The following is a 16027-nucleotide window of genomic DNA, read 5'->3' as shown; positions in this document are numbered from 1 at the left end:
AATTGATCGGTTTTTCCATAACTGAAGTTACTAGAAAAAAGTTCTTATTGCTCCGATTTACTACTTTTATTGCCTCTTGTAAAGACAAAGTAATTACCGAGTATTGAAAATAATAGCAGTGCAAAACCGAAAATAACAATTTGGTAGTTTTTATCTAAGTAACCAAAATAAAAACACACTATAGTAACAGGTAAAATCATTATAATGATGCAAAACTTAAGTACAAAATTAGGAACATCCATCTAGTCTTCACCTTACTTAGTATTTTTTCATTTAGTTTTTCTCAGTTGAAATTCTTTATTCAAACTATTTTTATACAGTACTATTAAATTGATCATCCTATCCAAAAATGAAATTTGGATTTTTACTTATACTAGTTAAGAAATAGAACAATAAAATAGAAGGTGCAAACATGAATGAGAATGATAAGCAAATTGTAGGAGAAAAGGCAGCAGAATTTGTAAAAGATGGCATGGTTGTTGGATTAGGTACGGGATCTACAGTTTTATATACGATAAAAAAGCTTGGGCAATTAGTTCAGGAAGGACTGAATATAAAGGGTATTCCAACCTCTATACAAACTGAAAAGCTTGCTAAAGAGGTGGGTATCCAACTCGTAAACTTTAGTAAAATTGAGCAGATTGATATTGCAATTGATGGTGCCGATGAGATTAATCCAAATTTTGAGCTAATTAAAGGTGGGGGAGGCGCTCTATTAAGAGAGAAAATCATTGCGAAAGCAGCTAAAACATTTATAGTAGTTGCTGATCCGACTAAGATGGTAGAGAGATTAGGGAAGTTCCGACTGCCAGTAGAAGTTATTCCATTTGGCATGGAAATGACGATGAAACATATTAAAGCAATCGGTTTAAGTCCGGAACTTCGTTTAAATGGAGCGACTCCGTTTATTACGGATAACGGAAACTATATTTTTGATTGCAGTATACCTAATCATATTCAAACTCAAATAATAGAAAGAGAGCTCAATTTAATTCCGGGAGTGGTAGAAAACGGATTATTTGTTGGAATGACTGATTTAGTGATCACGCTAGATAAAAATGGAAATGTTGAAATATTAAGTAAATAGTGCGAAGTTAAGTTATTTACTAGATGTAATGAAGAGTACATACTTGCCCGTTCCTTCTATTTATTCAATAATAATAGTAAGAGATAAAGAGTTAATGGGAAGAGGGAGATTATATGCAATTAAGGGTTTCAGCCGTTCAATATCATCTTCACACAATAAACTCCTTTGAAGAGTTTGAAAAACAAGTAGAGCATTACATTAAGACAGCAGAGGAATTTGAAGCGGAATTTATCATTTTTCCTGAATTTTTTACAACTCAGCTTATGTCAATTGGTAATGAAAAAGGTGAGGCATTAACGATTCAAGATTTACCTAACTTTACTGAGCAATATCGTTCTTTATTTTTAAAGCTGGCAAAACAATATAATATGCACATTATTGGAGGAACGCATGTTATTAAAAAAGGCGATCGACTATATAATGTTGCACATTTGTTCTATCCAGATGGCCGAATTGGTGAGCAGGCGAAGCTGCATATTACACCAACAGAGATAAATGAGTGGAATATGAGTGCAGGTGACGGTCTAGAGGTTTTTGAAACAGATAAAGGAACAGTTGCAATGTTGACTTGCTATGACATTGAATTCCCAGAAATCGTTCGAATGGCAAAAGCTAAAGGAGCAGATGTTATTTTCTGTCCATCATGCACAGACGATCGTCATGGATTCCACCGAGTTCGTTATACATGTCATGCAAGAGCAATTGAAAATCAAGTATATGTTGTAAATACAGGTACGATTGGTTCACTTCCAACTGTTGATTTTATGCGTGCAAATTTCGGTCAAGCAGTTGTAATCACTCCTAACGACATCCCATTTCCTCCAAAAGGAATTATGGTAGAAGGTGAAATGAATCAGGATATGATTGTTACAGCCGATCTTAATTTAGATTTATTATACAAAGTTCGGGAAAAAGGATCCGTTACAACATGGCGCGACAGACGTACGGACCTTTATCCAGATTGGTAAACTTATTCTTAAATAGAAAAGAGAGTTTTAGCACATGTATCGAAAGGAATTTTTTGTTTTCGACCAGGACAAACCAGTCCAAGTGGTAATCCGTAATTATAATGAGAATGATTTTACTGATTTAATCCGTATTCAACAAGAAAGTTTTCCGCCACCATTCCCATCAGAACTATGGTGGAATGAGGAGCAACTTAAAAATCATGTAACTCTTTTTCCAGAGGGAGCGTTATGTATAGAAGTAAATGGTCAAATGGCGGGTTCTATGACAGGTCTACTTGTTCATTTTGATCCTAGTCATCCTGACCATTCATGGGAAGAGGTTACTGATCATGGGTATATTCGTAACCACAACCCAAACGGAAATACACTTTATGTCGTTGATATTGGCGTCAGACCGTCCTATCGAAAATTAGGTTTAGGCAAATGGTTAATGTTTTCTATGTATGATGTTGTTGTACATCTTGGTTTAGAAAGATTGCTTGGTGGAAGCAGGATGCCAGGATATCATAAAGAGGCAGATAACTTGTCACCAGATCTATACATAGATGCTGTTATAAAAGGGGAGCTAAAGGATCCAGTTATTAGTTTTCTACTTCGATGTGGTCGTACCCCGGTTAAAGTAGTGGCTAATTATTTAGAGGATGAAGAATCATGCAATTATGGGACTCTAATGGAATGGAAAAATCCATTTAAACATTCTAATTAAAGGGAGAGAAAGAAAATGGAATTTAAAAGAATTACAAATATCAATGACCCATTATTTAAACAAATGCATCAATTAATGCAAGATGTATTTCCTCCAGAAGAAGTATTAGAATTCGATCTTTGGAAAGAGCCTTTGGAGGATCCAGGAATTCGTGTTTTTGTTGCTGTCCATGAAGATAGAGTAGTAGGAGCTACAGAATACCGCTATTATGACGATTTTAATGTTGCCATGACTGACTTTACAATAATTGGCCAAGCTGGTTTGGGAATCGGCCCATATTTGGCACAAAATAGATTAGTAGATTTACAGACATTAGCAACTGAAAATAATAAAAAATTATCAGGTATGTTTGCTGAAATTTACGATCCATATCGAGTAGAACACCATGACTTTGGCGGTGTAAAACCAATGAATCCATATGTTCGTCGAGAAGTATTAGCTCACCTAGGTTATAAACGTCTGAATTTTGAATATATTCATCCATCATGGAACAATGACGCTGAAGCAGTAACAGGTCTAGATCTTTGTTTCCTTCCAATGGATGGGGAGATGACTGAGCTTCAAACAGACTTGATCGTAAAGTTTCTAAAGCGTTATTATACAGTGTTATCAAATAAACCAGAGTCTTGGTATTCAATGATTGAAAACTTAGAAGAGAAAGAAAAAGTCGCATTAGTCTACTTTTAAGTGAACATAAAAAAAGCTTTTCGATAAAGTCTAAGTATAGACTTCGAGAAGCTTTTTTTATATTCGATCTAATTAAACTAAAAAAGTTTTCGAAAAATCTCTTAATGGAGTATTTACCATATTTTTAGTCTGCTTGTTTTTGTTTTTCCTCTTTTTTATTGCTCACTGTAGTAGTATAGGATTTTGGCTTATCGGATCCATTTATAAGTTTATAAATATAGTCAGTTGTTAGTTTATAGCTGTCTTCAAGTTTTGTCGTGATATAGCTTGCTCGTTCAAAAATAATCGAGCGTAAATTATTTAGCTGGTGAGAGATTCTATCCATCATTGCTTCTTGAGTATCAAGACGATCTAAAACCCCATGTTGAAATTCCTCTTGCTGTAATAATCCATGAGCTACTTCATTTTGTTTTTCAATTAGCTTATCTAGTTGTAATGAGAGAGCTTGGTTATCAGTTTCACTTTTTTCCAATCGCTTTGCCAATTCTGTATAAGCTTCATTTAAACTAATCATTTGAGTAATTAACGTTTGTTTTTCCAAACTGTCATTTGCGTCTGATGTATTTAACCGTTGGATCATGATTCTTTCAAATTGTTCACGCTCACGGTTATTACCTATGAGACTACTTATTTGATTTTTAACATCATTCCACTGGTTTGTTTGCAATTCTTCTAATTGCTCATATCGTGGCTTCAATTCAGAGATTGATTTTTCCAGGCTCATGTTATTTTTTTGTTGTTCTTCCATTAGTTCAGCTAAGTAATTATGTCGAACATGCCCTTGATTCGGTGTTTGTATTGTTTCATTATTTTTAAAGACATCAGGATGTTCATTCTTATTAATAAATAATCCCACTACTATTTCTCCCTTTCTATAATTTTTTACTAATATTTTATGTTCAAGTACAGATGGGGGAACTTGGGTATGTTTAGTTGGGCTATTGTGTAGCTGGAATACGACGATTGGTTAGGAAATTTGAAGAGTGTAATGTTCTGTCCTTTCCATATAATAAATTTTAGTAAAAGAGTATTTTTAGTAAATATGAAGTGGGAACTTAGACTCATTTTAGCAATTAATCTCTTATTAAATTAATATGATAAACAAAAGGATAAAGAACAGAACAATGGTCTTTAAAAGGTTTAAAAAATATTATCTGAAAATTAAGTTAATTCATATCACCAGCCTATTTTCTTTGAATAGTATGATGTAAGGTGGTGATAACTATGGATTTAGGCTTCGGACTTGCGGATTGGATGCTATATACTATTTGGGCAGTAACTGGATTAATGATTCTTGATTTTGTAATAGCATTTATCCGTTCATTCTGGAAAGGTTCATTCGATACATCTTTTATACTAGGATATTTAAAGGATATTCTATACTTCATTTTTCCACTGAAGTTTTTAATAACAATGTTTGGACTTGATCCTACAGGATGGATTTTAATAACATTTTATTTCATCGGTGGAATCGCAATTGTTATTAAGTATTTGAAAGACATATTTAGTAAATTTCAATAATTATTGAAGCCCTCTTCTAAGGAGGGCTTTTTAGTTTGAAATCAAATTTTTTGGCCTTTGTAAACAAACTAAAATAACTATGTCAAAGAGGTTTTTTATTTTTTTTAACAAAACAAATTTATTTAGTTTTTGCATACATATATTTATAGGCACCAATGGGCTAATTTTTTCATAGAATATTCAAAAAATTCCCTAGAAGGAAGTAATGTTTATGACAAAATATCAATGGGTTAAATGGCGAAGAGTATTAATTTGGTTAGCTGTTATTGTTTTTATTGGTGTTGTGCTTATAAAAGGAGGGCCAACATACTGGAGTGTAGCAATATCGATTGTTAGTCTTTTATTTCAGTTCGCCGTTATGATTTTCATGGCGATCATCCAATTTGTAGCAATTTTCTGGTTTCTTGCCAGAGGTCGTACTTATTGGATTTTACCTGGTGAGACTGGATCGACGTGGGATGATTATCGTGGAAACCCTGAGATTGTTGAAAATGCAAAACGTATCGTAACATTACTAAAAGGTGTTAAAACGTTTAAAGAGATGGGAGGAGAGGCAATTCGTGGATTGCTGCTTTGTGGTCCTCCTGGTACAGGGAAATCTTATCTTGCACAGGTTATTGCGAATGAGGCCCAAGTACCTTTCGCTTATGCCTCTGCTCCAAGTTTTCAAAACATGTTTTTTGGTGTAGGGAATTTGAAGGTAATGGGAATTTACAAAAAGGCTAGAAAGTTAGCTAATATATACGGAGCGTGTATCATTTTTATCGATGAAGTCGACGCAATTGGTATGTCTCGTCAAGGAGGGGGAGCCGGTGGTGGTGGAATGTTCGGTATGGGAATGGGTTCTGGATTATTGAATGAGCTTTTACTACAAATGGATCCTCCAAACATTGATAGTTCTAAAATAGCAAAATTTCTTCGCTCACTCGGATTACGTAAAAAGAAAGCAGAGCGCCCCGCAGTTCTGACGATTGCAGCCACAAATTTACCTGATGTACTTGATCAAGCATTACTACGACCAGGGCGTTTTGACCGAAAACTCTGGGTAGATTCTCCAGATTATGATGGACGTATTGATGTTTTCCAATATTATCTAAAAAAGGTGAAAATCGATACAACTTTAACACCAGAGCGAGCTGCTCTTGATACGATTGGATATAGTCCAGCACAAATTAAACATATAGTGAATGAATCTGTCGTAATTGCTCATCAGCGAGGTGCAGATGTTGCAAATTACACTGACTTCCGAGATGCAATGGAAACGTATGAGTGGGGACTTAAGCAGCCACTTAGATCCATGAGTGAAGATGAGAAGAGAAATGTAGCGTATCATGAAGCAGGTCACGCCGTAGCTCAATATTTGTTAAAGCCACATGATCGAGTATGGAAGGTAACAATTATTCGTAGGGGTGACGCACTAGGTCTGGCTGCGACTAAGCCAACAACTGAAAGATATAATCGAAGCGACAGCGAAATACTTGCAGCAATCCAAGTTTGTTTAGCGGCTAGAGCAGTAGAAGAAGAGTTTCTCCACAAGAAATTAAACGGTGTCACATCTGATCTGCAACAAGCAACCCTACTTGCTGGTGCATATTTAGGTTTAGTCGGAATGGGCGATGAGTTATTCAGCTGGAATGCATTAGGCTCACAAGCAGAAGGCCTTAGAGCACTACGACCAAAAATTAACCTTCTTCTAAAGGACCAAATGAGCCAAGTAAAAAAACTTGTTACTGAACACGCCGATTTCGTACATTCAATCGCTCAAGAGCTGCTAAAAAGAGGCGACTTAACAGGCGAAGAAATAGAAGATATTTACGAAAGCATTTATGCACGTACGCGTCCTGAACCACCTATTGTAAAGATTGGTTCTATTTATGAGAAAAATATTCAAGGATTGCTTAAGGATTTTGATAAATTACCTGAAAGCGATCAGAGTTAGCGGAAACATTAGTACTTCATTGATTTTATATAAAGAAAATCTAAGTCTCAAAATAGAGATTTCAGATTCTATCAAAGTAGACCATTCCGTATTACAAATATGGTTACAAAATTATCGGCATCATGGTGAAATAGCATTCATTTCAAAAAAGGTTATTTGGTTACAAAATATTGGTCAAAAATAAATAAAAAGAGCAACTCATGATGAGTTGCTCTTTTTTGTTATTTAAGCAAAGTTCATGAAGTGTTCGCCATGCGAAGGAATTATCAAAAGAAGCACTGAATATCAAAAGATATCCCCACTATTAAAAGTATCTTTTTAAAACAAATAGCATATTGATTAAAAAATCTAATACAACGTACTTGTCACAAAAGTTAGGAGAGTGAGTAATGAAGAGTCTATCAAATCATATAGGAAGCGCAAATACAATTGATGATGTAATTGAACAGTTAGATGAAATTATTTCTATGAGCAATAAAACAAAAAGCAAACTAGGATATTTTGCTTCTTTATATCGATTGGTAACGATTAAAGTGAAAGTTGGAATTTTAACTAATCAGTTCGAAGACGGAGCAAGAATGGAAAGTCTGGATGTAAATTTTGCAAATTTCTATTTAAAAGCACTTAAAAATTATTTAAATGGAGAACCTTTAAGTCTCAGTTGGCAATTAGCGTTTCGACACACAAAAAACCGTCATTCTATTTTGTTACAGCATTTGTTGCTTGGTATTAATGCACATATTAATTTGGATCTAGGAGTAGCTGCTGCGAAGGTATGCCAAGGCTCAGATATTTTATCACTTTACAATGACTTTATGAAAATAAACAGTATTTTGGCATCATTAGTGGATGAGGTGAGGGATGACATGAATCGAATTTCACCTTGGATTGGTTTTTTAGATCATGTTGACCCAAAAGCTTCAAAGGCAATCATAAACTTTAGTCTAGAGAAGTCTCGAAATTATGCATGGGATTTTGCGAAAAAGCTGGCAACAGCTAATGATAGTGAGTGGGATGGGCTGATTAAAGTACATGATAGTGAGGTTGCATCGCTTGGAAACACGGTCGCACATCCAAGTAGTTGGATGCTGAAGGCTGGTTTATGGGCAATTCGTTTCCGTGAATCCAAAAATATTGGAAGAAACTTAGATCTTTTAAATCATAATCGATTTGAAAAAACATCAACTGGTAGTATTCAATTGTAAGTTCAAAGTGAGTAAGTAGATTGGATAATTAGGCAACACTCATTTAGTAGAGTGTTGTTTTTACTGTTTAAAAATCAAAACTTCTACTGTAGTATATTATATAATTGTAAAGATTCTGGATTAGAAGGTTAACGATAGGTGATAAAAAAATGATACATACATTTTTAAACGAAACGATTAGTTTTAATATAAAGTATAAAAAGCGGAAATCGATCGGTATTTATATAGATGCATATGGAAACGTTGAGGTTCAGGCTCCTAAAGATACACCTGTTAAAAGTGTCATTGAAGTTTTAGAGGCTAATTGGGAGTTGATTCTTCAAAAATCAAATGAAATGAAGGAGCGACTTCGTGGTCCAAAAGAACGGACTTATGAATTCGGAGAGACATTTCTTTATTTAGGTAATTCATATCCTATACAAATTTCACACGATGAAAGTATTCAGCAAGATCAGGTCGTTTTTGAAGGAAATAGGCTAAATATTATAGTAAAACAACTCGAGGATGAACGAATAAAACAAGCACTTAAAAGGTTTTATTATCAACAAATTAAAGCAATAGTTGAAAAGAGTATTCAGAAGTATCAAAGTAATTTTAAAGTAAAACCATCATCAATTCGTATAACTGATAGTAAAACAAACTGGGGGACTTGTGATTCAAAAAGGCAATTAACATTTAATTGGAAACTAGCAATGGCACCTCAAAAAGTGATTGACTATGTAGTTGTCCATGAAATGTGCCATATGGTTCATATGAATCACGACAGGTCATTTTGGCGACTTGTCGGTAAAATTATTCCAGAATATAAGGAAAGAGAAAATTGGTTAGCGTTATCTAGTTGGAAAATGACTGTTTAAAAAACTAAAATGGGAACGACATTAGTCGTCCCATTTTTATTTTTTATAAAAAAAGTCTGCTAATTCCTTACTTTTAAGTCTTCTATTTTTACGGATTTTAGCGCGTTCTTCTCCGCCTTGATATAAGAATTTTTCTTCCTCAGTTTCGGGAACGATTTGTGGAACTTTAATTAAGTTACCTCCCTCGTCCAGTGCAACAAAAGTTAAAAAAGCAGTAGCGGCGATTTTCTCTTCTCCAGTTCTTAAGTTTTCTGCAGTTACTTTCACAAAAACTTCAAATGATGAAGTGCCAGTCCAAGTTACATAACTTTCGAATGCGACCGAATCTTTCATCGTGATTGGATGAAGAAAATCTACTGAATCAGTTGATGCAGTTACAATTGAAGATCTACAGAATTTCATTGCAGAAATACTTCCGATAATATCTAAGTCATTCATAAGTTTTCCACCAAATAAAGTATTATGACTATTTACATCATTTGGTAAAACCAAATTTGTTCTGATGACTCTTGTTTCTTTACAAGTTACCATTTGTTTTTCTCCATTTCTTTAATTTCTATAAATTGTACACTATTTATTGGAGAAATTATCAAGCTTTATTTAAAAAAATACAATTATAATCTGTCTACTGAAGGATACTGATTAATCCGTAATTCTCAAAGTGGATATTTATCATTACTTAGTTAAAAGTAAATTTGTCAATGAAATTTGTGGGGAAATGTGCAAATTTAAATAAGTTTATTTGGGTCGTTTACATTGACTTTTACTTCTTAAGTCGGTATATTTATATCTTGTTGAGACGGGATAAATACTACATATGGGTGTTGAAAAGAAAGAGAACACCTATATATCGATATATGGTAAAATCGATATAATCTTTTGCGAGGAGGAACAGGTGATGATAAATACAATAATTGATGCTGAATTACCTGCGAATATACAGAAATTAAATCAAGACATAATGCATTTTCCAATGATTACACCTATTAATCCAAAGATGCATAAAACAACATTTAAAGGTGTATCTAGAACGGTTATGTTAGATCGATACGCATTTAAAGATATTAAGCTTGTTACATTAGGTGTAGGTGACCTAGTTGTACTAACATATAAGGATGATCCAAAGTTTCCTCGTCGTGGTTATGGTGAAGTAATTGCTATTGACAATAGTCAAGAAGAAGTAACTGTTCAATTAGATTCTCAGTTTGAAGACGGAGCAATCATCACTGTTGCATTTAATAAAGTAGACAAACCACTTGAAATCTTCTACGAACAAATTGCAGACCGTGTTGCACGTGGGCTTGCATCTGCAGAAACTCCAGAAAAATTCTCCGAAGTAAAAGAGATGTTTTATGAAATTTTAGCTAACAAAACTTTTGTACCAGCGGGACGTGTTTTGGCTGGTGCAGGTACAGGTGCTTCAACAACATTCTTTAACTGTTATGTAATGCCTCATATTCACGATTCTCGTGATGGGATTGGTGAACACCGTAAGAAGGTAATGGAAATTATGTCACGTGGTGGTGGCGTTGGAACAAACGGATCAACTTTACGTCCGCGCGATGCAATTGTTTATAGTGTGAATGGACGCTCAAGTGGATCAGTTTCTTGGTTACATGATTTATCTGAATTAACAAATTTAGTTATTCAAGGTGGTTCAAGACGTGGTGCGCAAATGATTATGATGAACGTCAATCACCCTGATATTGTAGAGTTCATCGTATCAAAGAACCAAAATCCAAAGGTTTTACGCTATATTGCGCAAACTACAAAATCGAAATTAATTCGTGAAGAAGTAGAGCGTAAATTAAAGTTCGAGCCAATTAGTGCAACTGAAAAAGCAGCATATGAAGCATTAATTCATATTGCAACAATTGAAGGGAAATTAGATACACCTGATATAGAACAGGCAAAAGAACTACTTAATGACGGTGGTAAGTATTCAGTTCACAACCCTGAGTTTTTAACAGGTGCAAATATATCTGTTTGTTTAACTGATGATTTCATGGAAGCAGTTGAAAATGATGGAGAATACAAACTTCAATTCCCGGATTTAGAAAACTATGACGATGAGATGCGTTTAATTTATGATCAAGAATGGCAGGAATGTGGAGATGTACGTGAATGGGCTGCACGTGGATATGGTGTACGAACGTACCACACAATAAAAGCAAAAGAACTTTGGGATTTAATCAATGTGTGTGCAACTTATTCTGCTGAGCCAGGAATCTTCTTCTTAGATAATGCAAACAAAATGACGAACGCTGTATCTTATGGTCAAAAAGTAGTGGCAACAAACCCTTGTGGAGAGCAACCACTTGCTCCATTCTCTGTTTGTAATTTAGCAGCGGTTAACTTAGCCGAAATGACGGAAAATGGTAAAGTTAACTGGGAAAAGTTAAAGCGAACTGTTCAAATCGGAACGAGAATGCAAGATAACGTAATTGATGCAACGCCGTATTTCTTAGAAGAGAACACCAAGCAAGCAAAAGGTGAACGCCGTATCGGATTAGGTGTAATGGGGTTACATGATTTATTAATCCGTTGTGACCTAGTATATGGATCAGAAGCTGGCAACAAACTAGTTGATCAAATTTTTGAAGTGATTGCAACTACTGCTTATAAAACTTCAATTGAATTAGCGGAAGAAAAGGGAGAATTCCCATTCTTATCGACTTTTGAAGATGGACGCGAACGTTTTATTAACTCGGGATATATGAAGAAAATGCCTGAAGAAATTCGTAAAGCTGTTTTAGAAAGTGGCATTCGTAATTCGCACTTATTAACAATTGCTCCTACAGGAAGTACTGGAACGATGATGAATGTCAGCACTGGACTTGAGCCTTATTTTAACTTCGTATACTTCCGTTCAGGACGTTTAGGTAAATTCATTCCAGTTGTAGCTGATATCGCACTAGAATGGTTAGAAGCAAATGGATATGAAGTAACTGAAGAAAATGTTTATGAGATGATTGAACATCTCCCAGAACAATTTGTTGGAACAATGGATCTTTCTCCAGAGGCGCATGCTGATGTTCAATGTATTATCCAAAGATGGATTGATTCTTCAATTAGTAAAACAGTTAATGCTCCTAAAGGTTATTCTGTTGAACAAGTAGCAAAAGTGTATGAAAGATTACACAAAGGTGGAGCAAAAGGCGGGACTGTTTATGTAGACGGTTCACGTGATGCCCAAGTACTATCGCTAACAAATGAAGAAAATGACTTTACAAATGTAGAGCTAGAAACAGTTGAAAATAGTAAAGATGCAACGAAAAACGATACTGATGAAACTGCTCAAGTTAAAACAGGTAACGTAGGTGTAGAAAACGGAGATACTTGTCCAATCTGCCTAGCTGGTACTGTAGTTGAACATGGCGGTTGTAATACATGTGATAATTGCCAAGTTCAGTTGAAGTGTGGAATATAAAAGTAAGTGAAGAAAGACCTCTTTAGATGTGATGATCTAAAGGGGTTTTTTTATGTCTAAAAGAACAAGGACATTTAAAATCGACAAATGGATTAAAGAAGGGCGTGGTTCTGGGTAGAGTTACATCTACTCTTGATAAAGAGGTACACCTTCCATTAGGTAGCAGTTTGAAGTCTTTTTTTGTTTACCTCAAAGAAACATAGAATAGCACTCAACTGAGTGCTATTGTTCCAGGATCCTTTATTATTAATAAAAAACTTTTGTTTGCAGAATATCCATTGCATGCTCAATATCTTGTAAATCTTCCTTCGAAGCATTTTTTATACGAGAGAGTAAAAGCGATTCCAAGCTCTTAAAGGATTCACTCATCATGGCTTCTCCTTCCACTGTAAGACGAATGAATTGTTTTCGTCGATCGGCAGGATCACTCATCTTTTCAATTAAATTTTTTTCACTTAACTTTTTCAATTCACGGCTGGTATTTGGCATCGATATATTCAGACAATCACTAATTTCACTAGGAGTTACGGGCTGACTAACCGTTATATATTCAAGAATTTTATATTGAATTGGTGTGATCGAACCGGATTTTGAGTTTTTGGTTAATTCATGCGTTACTCGATGAACCGAAGTTATGAATGATACACATTTAGAAAAAAGTACTGATTTGTCCATAAAAGTCACCTCTTTTGATAACATATCAAAAAAGTTGTCAAAATACAATTATCAATTGACAAGTAAAAAGAGTGAGTGTTATGATTTAGTTATCAAATGATAACTAAAAGAGGTGGCCTATGAAGACCCTAATTATTTACACACATCCTAATCACCAAAGTTTATGTTATTCTTTTTTACAAAACGTCATCAAAGGATGTAATGAAAACTCAAACATAAAGGAGTTGCAGGTGCTGGATTTATATGAAGAGGGCTTTAATCCTCTCCTGGTGTTTAATGAGAATAAAAGAAGACGTGATATGCATCGTGATCCTGACCTAGAAAAATACAGGAAACAAATATTATGGGCTGATCAACTAGTCCTTGTCTATCCAATTTGGTGGGGGCGACCTCCGGCAATGCTGCTGGGTTACATTGATCAGATGTTTGCATCAAGTTTTGCTTATAAAGATAAGAAGGGACTTTTGCCCATGGGGCTGTTAAAAGGAAAGTCAGTAGTATGTATCTCTACCATGAAGGGGCCAGCGAAATATCCTCTTCTTTGGTTAAATAATGCTCATAAAATATTAATGAAAAGAGCCTTATTTCAATTTGTAGGGATTAACAAGGTGAAGTTTTTTGAATTCGGTAAAATGGAGAGCCCCAATGGAAAACAGAAGAAAAAACTAGAAAAGGTTTACCAATATTTTAAAAAAATAGACTCAAAACAGGTTCTTTTAAGTTAACGGGTTTGTGAAATATTTTTGATCGAACTTTATTTTAAAGCTACAACCGTGAAAAAATACCTCTTTAGATGTAATGATCTAAAGGGGTGTTTTTTTATGTCTTAAAGAACCATTAGTTAGAAGAAATTTTTAAATTCAGCTTTATTCTCAAAATGGGCCATCTTCTTGAAGAATAAGAGGAAATAATAGAAAATAATATAGAGCCTAAAGTTTATTGGAAAACTAAAGCTAGCTGTAACTCGCAATTCTTAAATTTAGTCTTTGGGAGAAAATCATCGTTAAGATATTTAATTGGATAATCATCCACTGAATGTAACGATAAATAGGAGGAGTATAGTTGAAGCCTATATCTATTTTAATAGCGGATGATGAACAAGAGATTGCTGATCTCATAGCCTTACATCTAGAAAAAGAAGGGTATCATGTGATTAAAGTTTCGGATGGACATGAGGCTGTTCGTGTAGTTGAGACTCAAACAATTGATTTGTTGATATTGGATATTATGATGCCAAAAATGGATGGATATGAAGTAACTCGGCTCATTCGCGAGCGGCATAATATGCCAATCATATTTTTGAGTGCTAAAACATCTGATTTCGATAAAGTACAAGGATTAGTTATTGGAGCAGATGATTATATAACGAAACCATTTACCCCCATTGAATTGGTTGCACGTGTTAATGCTCAATTGCGACGCTTTATGAAGTTAAACCAACCGAAAGTAGATGATCATAAAGTTCTTTTGGAGTTTGGTGAAATAATGATATCCCCTGATCAACGGACAGTTTTGCATTATGGTAAAAACATTGAGCTAACACCGAAAGAGTTTGATATTTTGTATTTATTAGCCAGTCATCCAAAGAAAGTTTTTAGTGTAGAAAATATTTTTCAGCAGGTTTGGGGTGATGCATACTTTGAAGGTGGTAATACGGTAATGGTACATATTCGCACCTTGCGGAAAAAACTCGGAGAAGATAAGCGAAAAAACAAGTTAATCAAAACGGTTTGGGGAGTGGGGTATTCATTTAATGGATAAAGTTATACGCAGTTTTCGCTCCAAAATCATCGTATTATTTGCTTTAAGTATGACTCTGGCTGGTATGATAACTTACATAATTTTCAAAGGATTACAGCTTTATTATCACACGATGGTTCGTTTTGGTGATCCCTTAGCCCAGTTTCGTCGATTCATCCAGAGTATTGGAGACGTTAACTTCTTTTTATTTCTTTTTATCCCACTTTCGATATTGTTTTTCTATTTATTAACTAAGCCCTATTCTACTTATTTTAATGAAATATCAAACGGAATTCATTATCTTGCTAATGGCAATTTTAAACATCGGGTTTCGATCCAATCAAATGATGAGTTCGAAGATATTGCTCAAGCAATTAATCTAGCTAGTGAAAAATTAGAAGAAGCTGTACAAAGAGGCGATTTTTCAGAAAACAGTAAAGAACAATTAGTTGTAAATTTGGCACATGATTTGCGCACTCCGCTAACTTCTGTGTTAGGATATTTAGATTTAATTCTTAAGGATGAGAAGCTAACTAAGGAACAAGTCAAACATTTTTTAACGATTGCCTTTACTAAATCTCAGCGTTTAGAAAAATTGATTGATGAATTATTCGAAATAACTAGAATGAACTATGGCATGTTGCCTCTTGAAAAAAAGCAAATTAATTTAAGTGATCTACTTTTTCAATTAAAAGAAGAATTGTACCCTGTCTTCGAGAAAAATAATTTGATCGCTCGAATGAATCTTCTACCCAATTTACCTATTTTGGGTGATGGAGAGATGTTAGCTCGTGTGTTTGAAAATCTTTTAACCAATGCAAATCGTTATGGATATGATGGTCAGTTTGTAGATATTAACGGGTTTGTTGATGCGAATGAAGTGATAGTTCAGGTTGTTAATTATGGGGATTGTATTCCCTCGGAGGAACTTCCATATCTTTTTGATATGTTTTATACAGGTGACAAAGCAAGAACTCATCAAGAAGATAGCACAGGTCTTGGTTTATTTATTGCAAAGAATATTGTGGAGCAACATAATGGGACAATTACGGCTGAAAGTAGTATAATCCGAACTGTATTTGAAGTTCGATTACCGCAAAGTATTTCAATTGACCAAGTTTAAAAGTTTTATAAAATTTAAGAAAAATTTAAAGTTTACCCCACTTTTTATTTAAAAAGTTTTTCCTATTCTAAAATCAATCAGAATTAGGA

General features: G+C 34.5%; 15 protein-coding genes. 12 read left to right on the top strand and 3 right to left on the bottom strand.

The window, feature by feature from the left end:
• Positions 1–412 precede the first annotated feature (412 nt).
• The 4 genes from rpiA (at position 413) to CN946_RS12155 (ending at position 3448) form a co-directional block, all read left to right on the top strand.
• The gene (gene rpiA, locus CN946_RS12170) at positions 413–1087 is read left to right on the top strand and encodes a ribose-5-phosphate isomerase RpiA (RefSeq protein WP_098861356.1); all 675 of its coding nucleotides are present in this window, start codon (positions 413–415) and stop codon (positions 1085–1087) included.
• Between the two features lie 113 nt (positions 1088–1200).
• The gene (locus CN946_RS12165; RefSeq protein ID WP_098861355.1) at positions 1201–2055 is read left to right on the top strand and encodes a carbon-nitrogen hydrolase family protein; all 855 of its coding nucleotides are present in this window, start codon (positions 1201–1203) and stop codon (positions 2053–2055) included.
• Between the two features lie 34 nt (positions 2056–2089).
• Complete coding sequence (locus CN946_RS12160) at positions 2090–2761, top strand: GNAT family N-acetyltransferase (protein WP_098861354.1); 672 nt, start codon at positions 2090–2092, stop codon at positions 2759–2761.
• 15 nt (positions 2762–2776) lie between these two features.
• Complete coding sequence (locus CN946_RS12155; RefSeq protein WP_098861353.1) at positions 2777–3448, top strand: GNAT family acetyltransferase; 672 nt, start codon at positions 2777–2779, stop codon at positions 3446–3448.
• 124 nt (positions 3449–3572) lie between these two features.
• Here CN946_RS12155 and CN946_RS12150 read toward each other — a convergent pair whose 3' ends face one another.
• Positions 3573–4304 (bottom strand): hypothetical protein, encoded by a 732-nt coding sequence (locus CN946_RS12150; RefSeq protein WP_098861352.1) that lies wholly within the window; start codon positions 4302–4304, stop codon positions 3573–3575.
• 368 nt (positions 4305–4672) lie between these two features.
• On the opposite strand from CN946_RS12150, the gene CN946_RS12145 reads away from it, so the two are divergent.
• The 4 genes from CN946_RS12145 to CN946_RS12130 all read left to right on the top strand — a co-directional run bounded on the left by CN946_RS12145 (position 4673) and on the right by CN946_RS12130 (position 8970).
• Entirely contained in the window at positions 4673–4969 is a 297-nt protein-coding gene (locus CN946_RS12145) for a hypothetical protein (RefSeq protein ID WP_088014129.1), read from the top strand.
• A gap of 211 nt (positions 4970–5180) precedes the next feature.
• The gene (locus CN946_RS12140) at positions 5181–6908 is read left to right on the top strand and encodes an AAA family ATPase (RefSeq protein ID WP_098861351.1); all 1728 of its coding nucleotides are present in this window, start codon (positions 5181–5183) and stop codon (positions 6906–6908) included.
• A gap of 389 nt (positions 6909–7297) precedes the next feature.
• The gene (locus tag CN946_RS12135) at positions 7298–8113 is read left to right on the top strand and encodes a DUF5995 family protein (protein WP_098861350.1); all 816 of its coding nucleotides are present in this window, start codon (positions 7298–7300) and stop codon (positions 8111–8113) included.
• A gap of 149 nt (positions 8114–8262) precedes the next feature.
• Entirely contained in the window at positions 8263–8970 is a 708-nt protein-coding gene (locus CN946_RS12130) for a M48 family metallopeptidase (protein WP_098861349.1), read from the top strand.
• A 36-nt stretch (positions 8971–9006) separates the two neighbouring features.
• On the opposite strand, the gene CN946_RS12125 is transcribed toward CN946_RS12130, so the two are convergent.
• A complete protein-coding gene (locus tag CN946_RS12125; RefSeq protein ID WP_098861348.1) occupies positions 9007–9501 on the bottom strand; it encodes an acyl-CoA thioesterase in 495 nt (164 codons plus the stop codon).
• Between the two features lie 367 nt (positions 9502–9868).
• Between CN946_RS12125 and CN946_RS12120 the strand changes: the two genes are divergently transcribed.
• Positions 9869–12400: a vitamin B12-dependent ribonucleotide reductase gene (locus tag CN946_RS12120; protein ID WP_098861347.1), complete on the top strand. Its 2532-nt coding sequence runs from the start codon at positions 9869–9871 to the stop codon at positions 12398–12400.
• Between the two features lie 246 nt (positions 12401–12646).
• Here CN946_RS12120 and CN946_RS12115 read toward each other — a convergent pair whose 3' ends face one another.
• Complete coding sequence (locus CN946_RS12115) at positions 12647–13075, bottom strand: MarR family winged helix-turn-helix transcriptional regulator (protein WP_098861346.1); 429 nt, start codon at positions 13073–13075, stop codon at positions 12647–12649.
• Between the two features lie 119 nt (positions 13076–13194).
• Between CN946_RS12115 and CN946_RS12110 the strand changes: the two genes are divergently transcribed.
• The 3 genes from CN946_RS12110 to CN946_RS12100 all read left to right on the top strand — a co-directional run bounded on the left by CN946_RS12110 (position 13195) and on the right by CN946_RS12100 (position 15938).
• Positions 13195–13800, top strand: a complete 606-nt coding sequence (locus CN946_RS12110) for an NAD(P)H-dependent oxidoreductase (RefSeq protein ID WP_098861345.1) — start codon at positions 13195–13197, stop codon at positions 13798–13800.
• Positions 13801–14137: 337 nt separating this feature from the next.
• Positions 14138–14836, top strand: a complete 699-nt coding sequence (vanR, locus tag CN946_RS12105) for a vancomycin resistance response regulator transcription factor, VanR-F/VanR-M family (RefSeq protein ID WP_098861344.1) — start codon at positions 14138–14140, stop codon at positions 14834–14836.
• Positions 14829–15938 carry a HAMP domain-containing sensor histidine kinase gene (locus tag CN946_RS12100; RefSeq protein ID WP_098861343.1) on the top strand — a complete coding sequence of 370 codons (1110 nt, stop codon included), beginning with the start codon at positions 14829–14831 and terminating at the stop codon, positions 15936–15938. Before vanR ends, CN946_RS12100 begins: the two co-directional genes overlap by 8 nt.
• Positions 15939–16027 lie beyond the last annotated feature (89 nt).

This window comes from Bacillus sp. AFS053548, assembly GCF_002575105.1.
Lineage (GTDB): Bacteria > Bacillota > Bacilli > Bacillales > Bacillaceae_G > Gottfriedia.
The sequence above is the reverse complement of the archived record's forward strand: the minus strand, read 5'-3'. Positions and strand labels throughout refer to the sequence as shown.